The organism is Pseudoalteromonas sp. NZS11, from assembly GCF_015864765.1.
GTDB lineage: Bacteria > Pseudomonadota > Gammaproteobacteria > Enterobacterales > Alteromonadaceae > Pseudoalteromonas > Pseudoalteromonas arctica.
The window spans coordinates 688,685-705,904 of sequence record NZ_JADYWP010000002.1 but is presented as its reverse complement, the minus strand read 5'-3'; the positions used below and the strand labels follow the sequence as shown (position 1 = coordinate 705,904).

Below are 17,220 nucleotides of genomic sequence, written 5' to 3'. Positions count from 1 at the left end.
TAAAATGAACACTAAAACAATAAAAAAACTAGCACTTATAACTGCAATTACAATGTGCTCAACAGGTGTTTCGGCTAAAGAGCTTTGGTCTGATTTTAGTATTACCGCAATGAAAGGGGCCGACTACCTAGAGCCATTTTCAGGGGAGGAAGACGATAGAAGTGTTGTTACTATAGAACATGCGTCGGGACATACTTGGGGTAGTACGTTCTTTTTTATGGATAGACTAAGTAATCCCGATGAAGTGTATGGGGAGCTAAACATAAACCCAACCCTTTACAAGCCACAAAACAGCTTTGTTAAAGAGGTGTTTTTAGGCCTACAAACAGAGTATGGCTCGGGAGATACGGATCAAAATAACTATTTATTAGGGGGCGGTGTATCACTTGATGTACCTGGCTTTCAATATTTTAATGTGGCTTATTATCGTCGTTTTCAAGATGATATAGGCATTCAACGTGAAGATAATAACCAAATAACAGTCACGTGGGGCTATAACAAAGGTAACTTTAGATACGATGGCTTTTTAGATATTGTAGATAGCACCGACACAATGTTTGGTAAAAGTGAAGGCGGCTTTAACTTTACCTCACAGATTAAATACAATATTGCACCTATGCTCGGCTTCGATACCACTCGTCTTGATGTTGGTATTGAGTATGTTTATTGGAAAAATAAATTTGGTGTAGATGGTCAAACCGAACATAATCCAAACTTGCTAGTTAAATGGCATTTTTAACAGCAAATTGAATGGTATTTAATTAATAATTAAAGGCTACTTTTTAGTAGCTTTTTTATTTGATAATCTTAAATAATTGAATAGCTTAAATTAATTGTGTTAGATTACTTTTTAATAACGCTATATGGATTTTTTTCATGGACTCTGAAATAGATTTTTCTACCTACACTTTAGATGAGCTTTACTCATCAGCGAGAGCTATAGATCGCGAAGCCTACCCAGAACGAGCAAAAGAAATAGACGACTTAATTAAAACGCGAGAAGCACAGAGCCCATCTGAAAATATTGTATCAAAAGTAGCAGGAGAAAAAGCAACGCGCTCAGATAGGCTAGTAGCTGCTATTGTTGATGGCGTTTTAGGTGTTGTTTGTTTTGTACCTGTATTCATGCTCGTAGGGTTTGGTAGTTTAAGCCAACCAACACTTACTTTATCTGCAGGTTTGCTAGGTTATGGCATATTAAGCACGTTAGTGCTTCATGGTTACCTTATGTACCAACGCGGACAAACAATTGGTAAATCTTTAATGTCTATCCGTATTGAAAATTTAGACGGTACACAAGCAAGCTTTACTACAATTTACTTTAAACGCATGCTTTCTATGCAACTATTATCACTAGTCCCTTCGGTAGGTCAGTTTATAGCTGGTTTTGTTAATCCATTATTTATATTTGGAAAAGATAAACGATGTTTACATGATCATTTAGCGGGAACAAAAGTGAGTTATGTAGATTAATCAGGATATTAATTATGGCAGCTTTGCCTAGGCAAAAAAATGACCCGGATTTAAGTTTGATTAGCAAAAGTTACAAAATGGCGTATTTCACTAAATTGGTAATATAATTAAAAAAACCTTACCGATTGTTTTTTGACTAGTAACCAAGGATGATTATGAAAAACAACACACAGCTAATTTTAGCACTAGCGGCTTCTTTAATTTGTTACTCAACATATATATTATTCATTGGTTTTCTTACCGCAGCGAAAATCAATGAGGTGATACATGAGAATGTTTATAAAAACAAACGAGTTTGATAAACTGTCAAGGCGTTACGCATGTATTAAATGTGGTACTTGGGTGAGCATAAAAGCCCAAAACTGTAAGCAGTGCCAGCATAGTTTTACTAACAATGATAAAAGCTCAATGCAAACACTCTATAATCAAAATAAAGAGCAAAACTGGCAACATACAATATTGCCTATTATTTTTGTGATATTGGTAATAGCTTTATTGCTCATTTAATTTTTGCTTAAGATTTAAAAGTGCTCGACTGCAACTTTGTAACAAAATCCCTCTGTACTTTAACGTGTAAAAACTACCCATAATTAAAATAATTACTCTTGTTAAGCCTTCTCTAAATATCACATAGCTAATGTTTTTTAATACATATAATAAGTTTATAAATTTCAATTGCTTAAATTATAAATTTATTTGTATTCACTCGTTTTTTTGGCACGTAAGTTGATACAACTCCTTATAAATTTTAAAAAGGAATTACCATGACTGCTGAATACTTTATGGTACTAGGGTTACTCGGTGTCGCATTTTTTGCTGTTGCAGGGGCATTGCTTGGGTATGAAAAAAACATTAGTGGTTTTGGCGTAGTAGTGGTTGCAACCGTTACAGCACTAGGGGGCGGAACCCTCAGAGATATACTTTTAAACAAACCGGTATTTTGGATTGCCACTCCAGAGTATTTATATTCGACCTACGGGGCCGTTATAGCAACAATTGCATTTATTCGATACTTACCGCGCGTTAATAACTACTACTTTTTATTGGTAGACGCTGTTGGTATGGCGCTATTTAATATTATGGGGATAGAGAAAGCACTCATTAATGGCTCCGGCATGGTGGTCGCGATTACCATGGGTATTACTACAGGCATATTTGGTGGTTTAATACGTGATGTAATTTGCCGTGAGGTGCCAACGGTTATGCGCAGCGAACCTTACGCCTCTGCGTGTTTAGCGGGTGGTGCAGTTTATGCCGCTTTATTTAGCCTTAATGTAGATTACATTTGGTGTATTTTAGGATCATTTTTCACGACTATCTTTTTAAGATTAGGCTCTTTGCATTGGGGTTGGCATTTAACTATTTTCAGAAAAAAAGACTTCAGAGATCAAAGCGACTAATTTTAGCTACGAGTAGCCCGCGTTTGCATGTAGTACTCGTAATTATCTTTATCAATAATGGTAATTACGAGTCATTTCTAAAGCTTTAATGCTTCCTTATTATAGCCCTAAAGTTTATATTTTTAGGGCTATAACGCTTTTAATTAGGTACGACTAAAACAAGCGCATAGAGTTAAACATGCTGGTTAAGCTAACAAAGACATTACTACCTATACACAGCACTACCAATACCCAAGTGCTTTCCACCAAAGCCCGCCGATAATTCCCCATACACTTAAATTAATAATACTCATTATAAGGCCCATTACCCACCAATCTTTTAATGATACATAGCCTGAGCCAAACACTATGGGAGATGTGCCAGTTGCGTAATGTGTTAACGACATCATGAGTGATGAAGCGCCAGCTAACAGTAAACCTAAAAATAAAGGTGGAGCGCCAAGCGCTAAACCTGCGGCGTAAAATGCGGCAAACATAGCAGTAATATGTGCTGTAGTACTGGCAAAGAAGTAATGAGCATAAAAATACACAGCTACCAATATAATAGCCGATACAATCCAGTCAAAACCCAGTTGCGCAATATTGCTCTCAACAAGTGTTGAAAACCACGTTACCAAACCTAGTTTATTTAAAAAAGTGGCCATCATTACTAATGCTGAAAACCAAACAACGGTATCCCACGCAGACTTTTCTTTAAGTACATCGTCCCAACTTAATACACCAGTCACTAATAAAACCGATAAACCTAAAAAGGCCACTGCGGTTGTGTTAACTGCGTAGTCAGCCCCTAAAATCATTGCAGGCACGCCGGCCCATAAAATAAGCAGCATAGCAAAAACACCCACCATTATTTTTTCGCCGTAACTCATTGGGCCCATTTCAGTTAATTTAGATTCTGCGTAGGTTTTAGCATCGGGTGTACTTTTCACTTCAGGTGGGTAAATGGCATAAACAACCAAAGGCACAAGGGCAATACATAGCAAACCAGGAACAAGCGCTGCCAGCGCCCACGTACCCCAAGTAATACTAATATTTGCACCAGTAGCATCTGCAATAAGCTTTACAATTAGAGGGTTAGGAGCCGTGGCGGTAATAAACATAGCTGATGTAATAGGGTTTATATGGTAGCTAACTAAAGCAAGGTAGTGCCCAATTTTACGAGATGTGCCTTCCTCAGGAGACGAGCCAAAGCTTGTTGCTATCGACTTCATAATTGGGTGAATAATAGCGCCGCCTCGCGCGGTATTACTTGGCGTCACAGGCGCTATAACAAGTTCAGACAGCGCGAGGGCATAGCCAATACCAATAGTTTTTTTACCAAAAAAAGAAATAAAATTATAGCCAATACGATTTCCCAAACCGGTTTTAGCTAACCCCCGAGATATAATAATAGCAATACCAATCAGCCAAATTAATGAGTTAGAAAAACCACTTAATGCATCTTTAATAGCACCAGATGGACTGTCATTAGTTACGCCAGTTAACGCAACAGAGGTTATAGCTAAAATAGCAATGGCGCCGATAGGCATTGCTTTACCAATAATGGCAACTACAGTACCAATAAATAAAGCGAGCAAATGCCATGCGTTTTCGGTAACACCTTGCGGAGGCGGTACAGCAAACCAAAGTAATAAAACAATGGCTATAGAAATCAGTCCAGAGGTAATTCGAATATCAGTACCTTTCATTAAAATGTCCCTAAGTTTTAGAAATACATGCATTCTGTTTATTGAAAAGGCGACGTTATTCTACTTCATTTAATAATAAAAAAGATGACGCACATCATATGAATATTAGACTTATTTGATTTTATTAATAAAGAGGTAATAAATCATAAACTAAAGTGATTGATCACATTACCCTATGAGAGCTTACGTTGTGCTTAATCAACTCTTATATTTTTAAGAGTTAGCTTGAATTGTTTTATCGACTAGTAAGGTCTTTGTAAGTCTTAACGAATACTTGGAAATACAATGAACTTAAAACTAACCAACAACGTGATTACTTTTTTATTAGCGAGTAGCTTTTTGTTACTTGGCTTGTCGTTTGCGTTAGGAGCAAACCCTAATACGTTAACGGCTACGTTTAGTTTTTACGGCGTTGATTCGCTAATGTCTGTATCTGCGTTAGGTTTAATTAGTGGCTCATTTATGATTGCTTTAGCGTTTGCCACCGTGCTCGCTCGTTTTAAACTAATGAAACCTACGCCAGCACTTTTACTTGCAGCAATTATAAGTTTAGTTGCATTACTTACCTTATTTGCCAGCAACCGTTGGATGGCGCAACTAGGCGGCTTTCCAATCATTGGTAGCGGGCAGGGTATAATTAAATACTTTGCTGTAGTGCCTTTATATTTGTTTTTATTTTATAAAGACAAACTTACCGACAAACAACACGTACTTTTAAACTTTATACCGGTTGCTATGGTTTTACTGTGGATCGGCGGCATGAAGTTTTACGAGTTTGAAGCAAAAGGCATTGTAAGTTTAGTAGAAACCTCACCGTTTATGTCGTGGTTATACACGGTATTTAGCGTACAAGGTACATCTAACGTGATTGGCGGGTTTGATGTATTATTTGCTGTGTTATTGGGCTTAGGGCTATTTTTAAAGAATAAAAAGCTAATTATTGTAAGTGGCTTAGCGTGTTTAAGCGTATTTATGATGACCCAAACATTCTTAATTACCGCAACCGGTGCATTTAGTTCTTCCACTTTATTGGAGCGCCTAGGGCAGTTTGTAATTAAAGATCTTTGGTATATAGCCAACCTTGTTGTTATTGCTTTTTTAATGCTATTTAAACCGACTAAATAAAGAGGACGTTATGATCAGTTGCAACCAATACGATTACATCGAAATTGCCTGTATGCACCATTTAAGCATTGAGCTTATATTAAAAAATGGCGATGGTGTATGCGGGATAGCAACTGACACAAAACGCAATGCTAATAGAGACGAATGCATAGTTGTTAACGTAAATAGCGAGCTGCAACTCATTGTGCTCACTACAATTAGTATACTTAAAGCGCGTGAGAAAAATCCATACTTTGACCACGTGAACTTTGATGTAAAGTAAACACCTGACTCATTCGTTTTATTATAAACACCTCAGCGAGCCTGTATCAATCAATATGTTTATGGCTCGCTTATCTAACCAATGCTTTAGCTAATTACGCGCTAAATACATAAAGCCAAAATCTTCCTATTACTTTTTCCTCTGTTTTATAATCGAGTTTTTCCACCAGATAAGGCTAAACGCCAACTATTAAAGCGTATAGCAATGCTAAACCAGTATAAGTAAGCCTCAATAAGCTTTTGTGTAGCGTTTGGTATTCGTACGTATGTTACTTATGGTTGTAAAGGTAACTACATAAATAAAGCTAACTGACAGAACCAACTGTTTATATAAATAGCTATTTTAATATAGTCCGATAACATCATTAAAAATCGTTTTGGTGAAAAATAACAAAGACCTTTTTATAACATGCCTAATCACTTGTTTACATTAAAGTTATTTAGTGGAATTATTAAACAATGTAATATACGCCATTTTGGGTGTTATAACCCCCAGAGTGTTGTCAATAAGCTGTTATGATAATTGCGGAGTAAATTATGGATCTTAGTAATAATGAGCTTAAACAGCTTCTAGACATTCAGAAAAGTACGGATTTAGTCAGAAAAAACAAATGGATAAAGTGCCAAAACACATTAGATCGTATTCATAAACTTATGATAGTTCCATATCAAGGTATCGCATTAATTGATGCACAGTTAGTTGTGGAAGATAAAAATATTGTTAATGGAAAACCATCTGCTTTTATGGGGGATTTAGGCCCTCATTTAGCTCAATCTTATCTATGGGTACTAGGTGCATATGAGATTATAAGAACCTTGTCTCAGTTTTCGGATAGTGGAGATGATGTTGATTTAGTACCATTTAAAGAAGAAATTCGGATACTTAAGCATAAATTTGAACGGTTGCGTGTTCCTCTAGCAAAGTTTGAACCAGCTAGGAAAAATCCGGATGGGTATACATATGCATACCCTGTTATAGATACTGTACTTGGGACGAGCTGGAGCATCTCTGCTTCGGAAAGTATTTCACGAAGAGAGTTATCTGATCAGTTTTTATTGCTTATGGAAAAATTATCATAACAAGTGACGATGGTGTCAATTTCTAATTTCAAACCATTTTAGGAACCCACATGACACCATTCTTCACCATACAATTTATGATCACTATAAGCTTTCTTATACAGGCAATAATAGCCACTTTTTTAGGTTTTCCTGCCGCGACTAGCCGATGAAAAGAAAGAGTAAAAAAGACAACCATACTAAATTTCCAGTAATACCTTCCAAAACGCCAATTAAAACAACAGCTAACTCTTTTATATTCTGCGTAAAAATACAGTAATAGATTGAACCAAAATAGGAACTCAGCTATGGTTTATTTATCAATAAAAACAAATAAAAAACGAGTTAATCTACAGGCTCGTTATGTAACTACGTGAGGAGAGATGATGAACAAGGAAACTATAGGGAAATACGTCGCAGTTTTGGGATTATTGCTTTTCTGGGCACCACTTTGGGGAATTGTTGATTCGTATTTAATTATGTCCTCTTCATTTCAAGAGATAACGCTGTTTGGAAATAATGAACCTAAAATATCACAAGAAGAAATGTCATCAACAGCTTTGTCTACAGTAACAGGGGTCATCTTATTTTTAGTTGCGCTTTGCTTTTTAACATTTTCCGTTGTGGGCTTAAACTATCGAACTGAGTGGCTTTTTTGGGCACTAATAATATATTCAACATTGTTACTCTTCATGTTCCCTGTTGGTACAGTGTTAGGAGTAACTGTGCTGGCAGCGCTAGTTTTGAACAGGAAAAAATTTGGACTTGACGGTGACGTTACATAACAAAACCATTAACCGGATTTGTGCAAGAGCGCCACAAATCGGTTATGGCAGGCGTTAGCTTTCTAAGAAGGTTTCGAGTTGAGAACAATATTTAGCTTTATTTTAGCCTCTTTAGTTGTTGCATTTTTAGCGCCAATGGCAATTGAAATGAAATTTACTATTATTCCTTTTGGTATATTTATTTGGACGTTAATAGTTGTTCTAATTTTGGTTCTAGTAACAGCATTTCCCATTTATAAATTTATCACTAAAAGCTGTGGTTATTCGCTAAATACAGTGCTCAAATCTTCAGTTGTATCTACTTGCTTAGTTTCTTTCTTTTTTGTTTTCCCTTCAGGTTTAGATAGCTCAATTATTAATGGTAAGGTATTGGTCGAAAATGGTTCAATTACGTTAATAGGTTATGGATATAGCTTTTTACAATTGTTTTTATTTTCTATAGTAGGCCTTGTTGCTGGTATTGTATTTTACGTTTCAAAAATAGAGTTAAAAAAAGCTAAAGAGTTAGGATGAGATTCATTCTAGCTTTTACATAAATAATAAATTAAAGCAGCGGGTTAAGTGAGTTTTATAAAAATGAATCACGCAAAAAGCTGAGCTACAATGAAAGAAAGAGTAAAAAGCCAACCACACTAAACTTTCCCGTAATACCTTCCAAAACACCAATTAAAACAACAGCTAACTCTTTTTATATTCCACGTGAAATACAGTAAAAGATTGAACCAAAATAGGAACTCAGCTATGGTTTGTTTATCAATAAAAACAAATAAAAAACGAGTTAATTTACAGGCTCGTTAGCAGTATTAATTCTATATGGAATGTGTATTATGGATAGAGGTCAAAAAAACAAAATTAAACAGCCAAGTCTGCTTGAGCAAGTATTACCGACTGAAATGGGATTAATGCAATCATTAGGTGAATCCAAAACGCTGATTATAATGTTGGTGGTATTTTTAACTTTATTCGGCGGGTTAGGTTTGTTTTTATTAAAAATTTCTACGTGAGGTGGCACAAAGTTAGGATGACACCCATTCAAAATTTTACGTTAATTATCAATTATAGCAGTGAGTTAGGTTACATCCATGAAAGTGCATCACGCAAAAGTCTGAGCTGTATTGACAAGATGAAAGTAGTAATTGGTAGCCCGATAGACGACAACAATTTTTATTAAAAAATGGTAAATAACTCGGCTTCATTGAGCCTAACTTCCTTTAAAATAAAAGTGGAATATTACCAACGTTATGATGATCCTCAACTGCTAGGTTTTTTCTGCTGCATCACTTATTTTAACAAATATATTTTGCCCATCAGAGTAAAAAAACACCCACACCAAATTTTCCAGTAATTCCTTCCAAAACGTCAATTAAAACAACACCAAACTCTTTTTATATTCCACGTAAAATACAGTAAAATACAGTAAAATACAGTAAAATACAGTAAAAGATTGAACCAAAATAGGAACTCAGCTATGGTTTGTTTATCAATAAAAACAAATAAAAAACGAGCCAATCTATAGGCCCGTTATAAACCATAAGGAAGTGTCATGAAAAAAATATTTGTCGGAGCAATAATTCTGGTTAGTTCTAGTGTATTCGCTAACCCATATAAAAGTGGGTTCGTTGATGTTTCAATTCAAACACAAGAAGGTAAAGAAACTTTTAAACTAGTTTGTCAGCCTAAAATCACTGTGGGGAAATTACCAAAAAACTGGGTTAGTTCTTGTAACGATATCGGCAAGAAACTTCTGGAGTTAGCTGTCGAAAACGGAGTGAAAGTCGATCCAGTTGACAAAGTATTTGGTATGGCTGGTGACTTTGCTCAAAAGGCTTCTAGTGATCTACCAGAAGATATCGTCCCCGCAGCAATTGTTAGCCGAGAATTTGGTAGTTAATGGTTTATAACAAGTAATAAACTAGGACAAATAACATTTTTCTGCGTCTCTATTTTAACTTACTATTATTTGGCTGTTAGAGCTATTCTACAGCCTCGTTATACGCTTCTAAAGCTCGGTGTAAATAAAATGTTTGATGATGCAATTAGACTTGCTACCAAATTACTTGAAAGCGATGATGATTACTTAAATATAGTTATGAATCTTTGTCAAATTGGAAATAAAAAGTATGGTCAATGCTGGAATACTGAGTTTCATGTATTTGGTGTAATTTCATCTGATACAGATCATTTACCTTTAATTCATGTTAGAGAAAGATGTTCCGCTGAGTTCTTAGTTAAATCAGATAAAGAGTTAGCTGAAATTGTAGAGTATTACCGATCTGATGTGGTGATAGCTTGTAATCTAATAGTGAGTAGTAAAAACGTATAACAAGTCGTAAAGCAGAACAAAAAAAATCTGGTTTTTACTGCTATGTCGCTTACTTTAGCAAATATATTTTGCCTATTTAAGGCAGTACTAGATATAAAAATACAAGGATGCATAATTGAATTATTTAAATTGGTTACAAAAAACATACCCAGAGCTAAATGAGATATCAAATGAAACTATTAACTCTCATATCGACAAAGCAAAGTCTGATACAGAGCTTTTTAGGGAATTCATTAAAGTACTAGGTAGCTTATTTTTTATTATCCCGTTCAACTTATACCTTTATATTTCGGGTATTCAGGAATCTAACAGCTCTTTATATTGGTTGTTGGTTGTGGCTTCAATTGCTGTTGGTGGTTTTATCGGGCTTTATTGCGAGCAAAAGGTCATTAAAAAACGTCTTAAAAAAATAATACAGTTAAAGGCGTTTTGAATGACTAATGATGAAGGGCAGTTAGGGTGACCTTATTCTAACCGTTACGGAAATTATCAATTATAGAATGGTAAACAACTTGGCTTTATTAAGCCTGATTCTCTTTAAAATAAAAAGCGGAATATTACGGTCAATAAATGCATGGGTAAATTGATTTTAAGTTGATAGGAACTCAGCTATGGTTTGTTTATCAATAAAAAATAAAAAACGAGTTAATCTACAGGCTAATTATACGTATCTCAGATTATGGAGAATCTTTTGAATCTTAAAATTAAAACATCTAAAGCCGACTATGACGCTTTTTACGCTCACACAGCATCTAAGGTGTTGAAATCCTATACATGGATACCCATGCTTAAAAATGTGTGTCTTTGGTTGGTGCTAACTTTTAGTTTTATGTCCTTCTTTCAGTTTCAGTCTGGCGGAATAGAAAATAAGTTGTTCTTTTCTGTTTTCACATTATCCATTTTATTTTTTATTTACGTCGCTCTCAGTAAATTTATGGAAGTGAAAATTGCACAATGTTTTACACCAAATGAAAATGGAATAATGATTGGTCCTAAAGAGTTTGAAATAAGCGCTGATGGTATAAAAGAAATCCACCAATATGGTTATAACTTTTATGACTGGGATGTTGTAGAGCATATCGAAGAAGTTAATGGTTCAATCTATGTATATGTTGATAAAGTACTTGCCATAATTTTCAACCCTGAGTCGTTGAAACCTGATAAATGTAAAGAAGATCTTTTAGCTACGATGAACAAACACGTAACAACACGCCCTGAGGTGGACGACTAGTCAAATTTAGCTATTAATTGCAAATTTTAAAAGTGGTGAGCCTCTTTGTTTTTCAACACTTAAATGTAATCCTTATCAATTTAAATACCACAGTTCTATATAGGCTTACCCTTCACTTTTTACTGCTTATAATACGCTTTAGCCCAAATCAACTATGTAACTACAACGAATAGAAAAACCAGCCACTCTACAAGTATTTGCCTTGGAATAGTGGGCAACTAAAATCTAAATATATCCATACCTCTTGACGGCTTCGTCCAATAAACTGCGCTATTTCCGTTTATTTTCACTTCAGCGATATCATTAAACGCGCGCAATCGCCCTTAAAATTAATTCCCGTAAAAACAAATTAATTATGGGAGGTCCTGTAGTCAAATAACAATACCTTAGTAAACGCTAGTTCATATTACGTCACGTAATATCCATACAGAACTTTAAGTTAAACATACGTTCGTGCAGCGTTCCCATTTTTATTTGACTCAATTTATTGGACATTCTTTTTATGAAATTAAAGTTATTTATCGCAATTATTTTTAGCACTTCGATGTCGTCTTACGCGACAGAAGCAGTAGATAAAACGCAGTTTTCATTCGAAGACTTAAAAGCGCTGGCAAAAGCCTCAGCCGAAAAGCCCTATACGCCAACTAAGGTGCCAGCGCCGGAGTTAATCGATAAAATTACCTATGACGAACACTGGAAAATACGCTTTAAAGAAGATGAAACCTTATATCCAAGTGGAAAAAAGGCGCCCGTACAATTATTTTACCCTGGCCGATATTTTCCAGAGCCAGTAAGTATTTACATCAGAGACGATAAAAATCAGGTTCAAAATGTACCTTTTAGTAATGACGTTTTTAATATGCCTGATGACAGCCCTGCTCACGATCTCCCAGAAGGGTTTGGATTTGCAGGCTTTAGAATAATGCGCCCAGATATGAAACCAGATTGGATATCTTTTTTAGGTGCGTCTTATTTTCGTACCGACGGGCCAGAGGGGCAATATGGACTGTCAGCCCGAGGTATTGCAATTAATACGGGTATGAATCAGCCAGAAGAATTCCCGCGCTTTTCTGCATTTTGGATTGGCCCCGCAGAGAAAAAAGGTGAAAGTGTGTCTGTTTGGGCATTGCTTGAAGGGCCTTCTATCACTGGTGCTTATCGATTTGGTTTAAGCAAAGATAACAAAGAAGCTAAAGGCCATATTACCTCTGTAACGGCAAATTTGTATATGCGCGCCGATGTTGAACGCTTAGGTGTAGCACCGCTAACTAGTATGTATTGGTACTCACAAAAAGATAAAACAGAAGCTAAAGACTGGCGCCCTGAAATTCACGATAGCGATGGCTTAGCTATTCACACAGGATCGGGTCAATACGTTTGGCGCCCATTAAATAATCCTCAGTCGGTGTCGACCAATAGCTTTATTGATGAGAACCCAAAAGGGTTTGGTTTAATCCAAAGAGATCGTGACTTTAATAACTACCAAGACGACGGCGTATTTTACAATAAGCGTTCATCAGCGTGGATTAAACCTACTGACGATTGGGGCAAAGGCGCAGTACAGTTAATCGAAATTCCTACAAAAGATGAAACGTTTGACAACATTGTGGCCTATTGGGTGCCCGAAAAAGAGGCGCGCAAAGGTGATGAGTTTACCTTTTCTTATGATATTGAGTGGCGTCCACTCGATCCAAAATCAAAAAACCTTGCAAGCGTTGTAAATACTCGCCAAGGCTTAGGCGGAATTCCCGGCCAGCCAATTCCTGAAGGCGTTAACAAAATGGTGATTGATTTTGAAGGTCCAGTATTTAAAGGCTTAGATAACAAAAGTGGTATAAAGCCGATAGTTGAAGCCAGCAACGGTGAAATACTAGAACCTATTGGAGTTTATCCGGTAGTTGGTACAAACCAATGGCGATTAGCGTTTGACTACAAACAAGCTAACAACAATCCGGTGAACATACGCGCGTATTTAGTTGATAAAAATGATGAAGCTATAACTGAAACATGGGTAAGTGATGCAAAGGTAACGATTAAATAAGCTTTAAATAAGCATTAAAGTAAAACGGGTGGCTATATTTTGATTTGCTAGGTAATTATAGCCACCATAATGTCTTTTAAAACGCCAATCAAAACACCATTAAAACTCTCTTTTATATCCCACGTAAAATACAATAATCGATTGAATCAAAATATGAACTCGGCTATGGTTTGTTTATCAATAAAAATAAAAAACGAGTTAACCTGCAGCTTGTTAGCTGTTTCGAGGGATTGTATGTTTTTTTTGAGTAAATTATTTTGTTGGGAGCGAGGCCGACAAAAATCAGGCTACGATAAAATGTTGATTTGTGGTGCTACGTGGCCAATTTAATTTGATACATATTTGCTTAAATTCCCACAAGGAAGTGAAATAGCACCACACACAGACAAAGTTGAATCTGGTAAACACTATCGATTGAATATAGTGCTTAAAAAAGCAGATTTGGGTGGTGAGTTTATTTGCAGTGATCCGATATTTGAAACAAAGCGGGTTAAGCTATTCCGCCCTGATGTAAGTGAGCATCAGGTATCAAAAGTTATAAAAGGTAATAGATATTTACTCAGCATTGGGTGGATAAAAGGGAGCTCTAAATGCTAGATTTAAGACCTAATTGTGAATGTTGTGATAAGAATCTACCTGCACAGTCCACAGAGGCTTTTATTTGTTCATTTGAATGCACATTTTGTTCTGGCTGTGCCCAAACGCTGTTAAATAACGTGTGCCCAAACTGCTCAGGTAATTTGGTTCAGCGGCCAATTCGCCCTTTGGCTGCACTAAAAAATTACCCAGCATCGACTAAGCGGGTATCAAACGAAAGTGTTTGTGCGCCAAACACATAAGAACACAAAGTATAATAATTACATTTTCTGAATATGGAGATCTGATGAGAAAATCCTTTGAATTTACTATTAAGTCAATCAAAGTTAAAATAATTAACAATTGGTTTAGTGGTGCTAAATTATATGTGAATGGTGACTTACGAGATACTGACAAAACTTTGTTAGCTATTAGGAATAATACTTTACTATCTGCAAATTTAGGTGAGTTGGGTGTTCTAGAAATCAAGCCATTATCGGGTTTAATTACCGTTGAAATGGATGCATATTTGGTTAATGGTACAAACATTCAACATGTATATAGCTCACATAAACGCCTTAGCCTAAAAGAGCAAAGGGCAGTCCGATAAAGCTACTTTAAATAACGAATATTCCTGCATTTAGTAACAACCTCCAAATGACTTTGAGGAGGTTTAAGCCCCTAAGCATACCAAGTTAATATACTTGGTTTACTCGATTACCTTAAAATCACTCACACTCTTTCACATAAAGTAAAAGCGCGCTGTACATTACACTGAGTGCCTTTGTTACATCGCTGTCGATAACTGCTTCTGCAGGGTGGTGGCTTATACCGCCAGGGCTGCGTATAAATAACATGCCAATGGGGCAAATAGGCGCGATTGCCATTGCATCATGCCCAGCGCCTGAAGCAAGTGAAGGCGATGCTTGGTTATTGAGTTTACATGCGCTTGAAAACAAATGCTGAATTTGAGTATCACACGCAACGGCATCGGCGGCATGAGTCCATTGCCAATCAAGCGTTAAATTGCGTTTGCTTGCTATAGATTGAGCGCTGCTTTGTATGGCGCTTAGTAAGTTAGCGAGATCGGTGTCGCTTTGTGCGCGTGCATCTAGGCTTATGGTTGTTTTGCCTGCAATCACGTTTGTAGCGCCGGGGCGCGACTGTATTTGCCCTACGGTGGCAACTTCGCCATTTTTAGCATTGTTTGCTAGTTTTTCGATTTCGGTTACTAATTCAGCGCAACCAGCTAGGGAATCCTGACGTAAATTCATAGGGGTTGTACCCGCATGACCACTTTGACCTGTTAGGGTAAGCATGGCGCGTTTTGCCCCTGCAATAGCCGTTACAACGCCTAACGCCTGATTAACCGATTCGAGTACTGGCCCTTGTTCAATATGAGTTTCCCAGTAACCTAGTAATTCGTTTTTGTTTAGTGCGGCCTTTGCATAGTCGTTAGGGTTTAAGCCAAAGTCGAGCATGGCTTGGTGCATAGTTATACCGCTTGTATCTTGTATATTTAGCCACTGTGGGTCAAACTCGTTAGCGAGTGCTTTTGAGCCAATTAAAGTTGTGGCAAAGCGAGTGCCTTCTTCATCGCAAAAGCCCACTACATCTAAATGAAAGGGCAGGTCGAGCTTTAGCTTATTTGCAAGCGCTGCAATCTCTATCCCCAGTAGTACACCTAAAATACCATCAAATGCACCTGCGTTTGGTACTGTGTCGAGGTGCGATCCTATAATTAAACGTTTAGCATGTGGGTTTGATGATTTAAGCCGCCCCCAAAGGTTGCCCACTTCGTCTTGCCACGATTGCATGCCTGCCTCAACCATCCACGATGCAGTAACGTCGTTACACTCTTTGTGCTCTTTTGATAAGTACACTCGGTGAATGCCGCCTTGCATTTGCGATAGTGCGCTGAGGGTTTTACAGCGAGATAAAGCGCGTGCTGCGTGGGTATTGGCACGTTCTTTACCTAATAAAGGGCTGTGTTGTGAGCTTACAATCGTCATGCTAAATCCTTTTTTTATTTATAGTGAGCAAGGGCTGCAATGGCGGCTTCGCCTTTAGGACCTTTGTAACCGTTGGCATGCAAGCAAGCGTCTAGGCTGGCAAGTGTTTGTAATACAGCATCTTTGCGGGCGTTGTAGCCCATAGTGCCAATACGCCAAATTTTTCCATGCAGTGGCCCAAATGAGGTGCCAATTTCTATTCCAAAATCGGTTAGCATTTGTCCGCGTACGTGATCGGCATTAATGCCCTCGGGTATATACACACCCAGTACGTTGTTCATTTTATGCGTTAAATCGCCAAATACATTTAAGCCCAGTGCTTGAATGCCTGTTAGCATGGCATCGCCATGTAATTTGTGGCGCGCTACGCAGTTATCCACGCCTTCTTCAATTACTATGCGGGCGCATTCTGAGGCGCAATACAGCATGCTGGTGGCTTCGGTATGATGATTTAGGCGCTCCTCTCCCCAGTAATTCATGATCATACCTAAATCAAAATAGTTAGAGCGCACAAAGGGCTCTGTGCCGTCGATATGATCGGCTGTGCGAATGCCTGCTTCTACCTTTTTACGTTTTTGGATCCACTCGGCGCATTTGTCGCTGAGTGTTAAAGGTGCTGAACCAGACGGTCCGCCTAAACACTTTTGTAGACCAACAGAAAGTGCATCGAGCTTCCATTCGTCGGCAGGAAGTTCGTTACCCACAATAGATGCGGTGGCATCGCAATAAAATAGTACATCGTGCTTTTGGCAAATATCGCCAATATGCTCAAGAGGTTGGTTCATGGTGGTGGATGTATCGCCTTGTACCATAGCAAGTACATGGGGTTTTACATCAACAATGGCTTTTTCGATTTGTTCTGGCGTAAACACTTCGCCCCACGGTACTTCTATTGTGTGCACCTTTGCGCCAACGCGTTCTGCAATTTCAGCCAGTAAATGCCCAAAGCGCCCCATAATTGGCACCAATACTTTATCGCCTGGGCGTAAAATTGAGCATAATACGGCTTCAATCCCTGCGCGCGATGTGCCATCTATTAGCATGGTCCATTCGTTTTTAGTTTTAAAAATTTCTCGGTAACGCGCCATGGTTTCGTTCATAAAACCGGTCATTACTGGGTCGTACTGACCTATAAGCTGCGCCGACATAGCACGTAAAACACGAGGATCTGCATTAATTGGGCCAGGGCCCATTAATAAACGCTGTGGTGGGTTTAAGGTTTGAACTTGCGTGTTATTAAACATAT

Annotated in this window: 19 protein-coding genes and 2 pseudogenes; 17 read left to right on the top strand and 4 right to left on the bottom strand. The window is 37.5% G+C overall.

Annotation, left to right across the window (positions count from 1 at the left end; all coding sequences use genetic code 11):
- Positions 1 to 4 precede the first annotated feature (4 nt).
- The 3 genes from I6E82_RS06760 to I6E82_RS06750 all read left to right on the top strand — a co-directional run bounded on the left by I6E82_RS06760 (position 5) and on the right by I6E82_RS06750 (position 2,873).
- Positions 5 to 739, top strand: a complete 735-nt coding sequence (locus I6E82_RS06760) for a DUF5020 family protein (protein ID WP_197117244.1) — start codon at positions 5 to 7, stop codon at positions 737 to 739.
- A gap of 137 nt (positions 740 to 876) precedes the next feature.
- Positions 877 to 1,473 carry an RDD family protein gene (locus tag I6E82_RS06755; RefSeq protein WP_197117243.1) on the top strand — a complete coding sequence of 199 codons (597 nt, stop codon included), beginning with the start codon at positions 877 to 879 and terminating at the stop codon, positions 1,471 to 1,473.
- Positions 1,474 to 2,237: 764 nt separating this feature from the next.
- On the top strand, positions 2,238 to 2,873 hold the full coding sequence (locus tag I6E82_RS06750; protein ID WP_004334621.1) for a trimeric intracellular cation channel family protein: 636 nt from the start codon (positions 2,238 to 2,240) through the stop codon (positions 2,871 to 2,873).
- Positions 2,874 to 3,094: 221 nt separating this feature from the next.
- On the opposite strand, the gene I6E82_RS06745 is transcribed toward I6E82_RS06750, so the two are convergent.
- Positions 3,095 to 4,561: a DASS family sodium-coupled anion symporter gene (locus tag I6E82_RS06745; protein ID WP_197117242.1), complete on the bottom strand. Its 1,467-nt coding sequence runs from the start codon at positions 4,559 to 4,561 to the stop codon at positions 3,095 to 3,097.
- Positions 4,562 to 4,846: 285 nt separating this feature from the next.
- Here I6E82_RS06745 and I6E82_RS06740 point away from each other — a divergent pair, with 285 nt between their 5' ends.
- The 3 genes from I6E82_RS06740 to I6E82_RS06730 all read left to right on the top strand — a co-directional run bounded on the left by I6E82_RS06740 (position 4,847) and on the right by I6E82_RS06730 (position 7,027).
- A complete protein-coding gene (locus I6E82_RS06740; protein WP_182716231.1) occupies positions 4,847 to 5,686 on the top strand; it encodes a DUF417 family protein in 840 nt (279 codons plus the stop codon).
- 10 nt (positions 5,687 to 5,696) lie between these two features.
- Positions 5,697 to 5,948: a Rho-binding antiterminator gene (locus tag I6E82_RS06735; protein ID WP_182716230.1), complete on the top strand. Its 252-nt coding sequence runs from the start codon at positions 5,697 to 5,699 to the stop codon at positions 5,946 to 5,948.
- Between the two features lie 536 nt (positions 5,949 to 6,484).
- A complete protein-coding gene (locus tag I6E82_RS06730) occupies positions 6,485 to 7,027 on the top strand; it encodes a hypothetical protein (protein ID WP_008133486.1) in 543 nt (180 codons plus the stop codon).
- Between the two features lie 28 nt (positions 7,028 to 7,055).
- On the opposite strand, the pseudogene I6E82_RS06725 reads toward I6E82_RS06730, so the two are convergent.
- A pseudogene (locus I6E82_RS06725) lies at positions 7,056 to 7,178 on the bottom strand (IS110 family transposase); the annotation flags it as partial.
- Positions 7,179 to 7,392: 214 nt separating this feature from the next.
- Between I6E82_RS06725 and I6E82_RS06720 the strand changes: the two are divergent.
- From I6E82_RS06720 to I6E82_RS06675, 11 genes and pseudogenes are all read left to right on the top strand, one after another.
- Entirely contained in the window at positions 7,393 to 7,791 is a 399-nt protein-coding gene (locus I6E82_RS06720) for a hypothetical protein (protein WP_197117240.1), read from the top strand.
- A gap of 78 nt (positions 7,792 to 7,869) precedes the next feature.
- Entirely contained in the window at positions 7,870 to 8,304 is a 435-nt protein-coding gene (locus I6E82_RS06715) for a hypothetical protein (RefSeq protein ID WP_197117238.1), read from the top strand.
- A 314-nt stretch (positions 8,305 to 8,618) separates the two neighbouring features.
- Positions 8,619 to 8,795 carry a hypothetical protein gene (locus tag I6E82_RS06710; RefSeq protein ID WP_171972314.1) on the top strand — a complete coding sequence of 59 codons (177 nt, stop codon included), beginning with the start codon at positions 8,619 to 8,621 and terminating at the stop codon, positions 8,793 to 8,795.
- 539 nt (positions 8,796 to 9,334) lie between these two features.
- The gene (locus tag I6E82_RS06705; protein ID WP_024593237.1) at positions 9,335 to 9,682 is read left to right on the top strand and encodes a hypothetical protein; all 348 of its coding nucleotides are present in this window, start codon (positions 9,335 to 9,337) and stop codon (positions 9,680 to 9,682) included.
- A 129-nt stretch (positions 9,683 to 9,811) separates the two neighbouring features.
- Complete coding sequence (locus I6E82_RS06700; protein ID WP_165721720.1) at positions 9,812 to 10,114, top strand: hypothetical protein; 303 nt, start codon at positions 9,812 to 9,814, stop codon at positions 10,112 to 10,114.
- Between the two features lie 115 nt (positions 10,115 to 10,229).
- On the top strand, positions 10,230 to 10,547 hold the full coding sequence (locus tag I6E82_RS06695; protein WP_165721719.1) for a hypothetical protein: 318 nt from the start codon (positions 10,230 to 10,232) through the stop codon (positions 10,545 to 10,547).
- Between the two features lie 501 nt (positions 10,548 to 11,048).
- Positions 11,049 to 11,345, top strand: coding sequence for a YcxB family protein (locus tag I6E82_RS06690; RefSeq protein WP_007584346.1), 297 nt, complete (start codon positions 11,049 to 11,051; stop codon positions 11,343 to 11,345).
- Between the two features lie 502 nt (positions 11,346 to 11,847).
- Positions 11,848 to 13,386: a glucan biosynthesis protein gene (locus I6E82_RS06685; protein ID WP_197117236.1), complete on the top strand. Its 1,539-nt coding sequence runs from the start codon at positions 11,848 to 11,850 to the stop codon at positions 13,384 to 13,386.
- 234 nt (positions 13,387 to 13,620) lie between these two features.
- A pseudogene (locus I6E82_RS19825) lies at positions 13,621 to 13,983 on the top strand (2OG-Fe(II) oxygenase).
- Positions 13,977 to 14,225: a DUF1272 domain-containing protein gene (locus I6E82_RS06680; protein ID WP_197117234.1), complete on the top strand. Its 249-nt coding sequence runs from the start codon at positions 13,977 to 13,979 to the stop codon at positions 14,223 to 14,225. Before I6E82_RS19825 ends, I6E82_RS06680 begins: the two are co-directional and overlap by 7 nt.
- A gap of 44 nt (positions 14,226 to 14,269) precedes the next feature.
- A complete protein-coding gene (locus I6E82_RS06675) occupies positions 14,270 to 14,572 on the top strand; it encodes a hypothetical protein (RefSeq protein ID WP_033023834.1) in 303 nt (100 codons plus the stop codon).
- A gap of 118 nt (positions 14,573 to 14,690) precedes the next feature.
- Here the strand turns inward: I6E82_RS06675 and I6E82_RS06670 are convergent, their stop codons facing one another.
- Complete coding sequence (locus I6E82_RS06670; RefSeq protein ID WP_197117232.1) at positions 14,691 to 15,974, bottom strand: allantoate amidohydrolase; 1,284 nt, start codon at positions 15,972 to 15,974, stop codon at positions 14,691 to 14,693.
- A 14-nt stretch (positions 15,975 to 15,988) separates the two neighbouring features.
- A complete protein-coding gene (locus I6E82_RS06665; protein WP_197117230.1) occupies positions 15,989 to 17,218 on the bottom strand; it encodes a pyridoxal-phosphate-dependent aminotransferase family protein in 1,230 nt (409 codons plus the stop codon).
- Between the last annotated feature and the right edge of the window lie 2 nt (positions 17,219 to 17,220).